Source organism: Cellulophaga sp. 20_2_10, assembly GCF_023476645.1.
Lineage (GTDB): Bacteria > Bacteroidota > Bacteroidia > Flavobacteriales > Flavobacteriaceae > Cellulophaga.
Genome location: NZ_JAMCOJ010000050.1, coordinates 1 through 914 on the forward strand (window position 1 = coordinate 1; position 914 = coordinate 914).

The window sequence follows — 914 nt, forward strand, 5'->3', positions numbered from 1 at the left end:
AGAAAAACACAAAACCATAAGGTTTTGCTTTGTGCGTAGCTGGAAATCAAACGGATTTCCGCCCCGCACTAATCATAGCCGAGCCGTTAGGTGTAATTAAAAAAATGTTCTACAAATCGAAATATTAATATGGATTTTATAAAAGAAAACTGGGATTGGATTATTGAAAATATTTGGAAAGTAGTTTCAATTGCAACAATCTTTTTTGCTGCAGGTTGGGGTTTTGCAACTCTATTTTATAAGGAGAGAATAGAAATATTAAAAGAAAGAGGAAAACAAAAACAAGAAAATCCTTTAGCTGATGTTATCGATGAGTTTAAGTATCCTGAAATGGGGAAAAATGGCAGAAATATACTTGCAAATTCAATATTAAGTATCAAGAAAGGTGAGAAAGTTTCCTTAACAGCCATTATTCCTAAAAATGAAAAATTACTAATAGAATTAAAAGGACCAAAAATAGTTCATAAACAAGATAATGATGCATCTTGGGTTTTTTCAATTGGAAGAATACGAAATTGGACAGCGAAAACATATGAACCTGAAAATGGAGGAAGACAGGAGTTCGATGCAGAATCCGGTTCTGCGGATATGGAATTAGTATTTCAAAGAGAAGGAGAAGTAATAATTTCTCTATTTGAAGGAGATAAGCGGTCGAAAACTTGGACAAAAAGAATAACCATAAGAAACTGAAAATAAAAAACTACACCTAACACCGTATAAAAAAAATTGCTGGTAAAAGCCAATTTACGAAAGTCCTCGCGGACTTTCTATCCGTGATTTATTTGCTAACTTTAGTGCTTAAACCACGCAACTTTTCTTATACAAAAACGTTACCCAACATTTGAAAAAAGCATTAGTAATCATATTGACCTTAATCGGAATTGTAAGTTTTGGACAAGAAAATAAACTTGACC

1 protein-coding gene is annotated in these 914 nt (G+C 32.5%); it reads left to right on the forward strand.

The window, feature by feature from the left end; all coding sequences use genetic code 11:
• The first annotated feature begins 129 nt into the window (after nt 1-129).
• Nucleotides 130-690 carry a hypothetical protein gene (locus M4I21_RS18480; RefSeq protein ID WP_249560704.1) on the forward strand — a complete coding sequence of 187 codons (561 nt, stop codon included), beginning with the start codon at nt 130-132 and terminating at the stop codon, nt 688-690.
• The last annotated feature ends 224 nt before the right edge of the window (nt 691-914 follow it).

Bases quoted from the DNA above. Each gene is read 5' to 3' on its own strand.
- M4I21_RS18480 (WP_249560704.1), top strand. From the start codon at position 130: ATGGATTTTATAAAAGAAAACTGGGATTGGATTATTGAAAATATTTGG.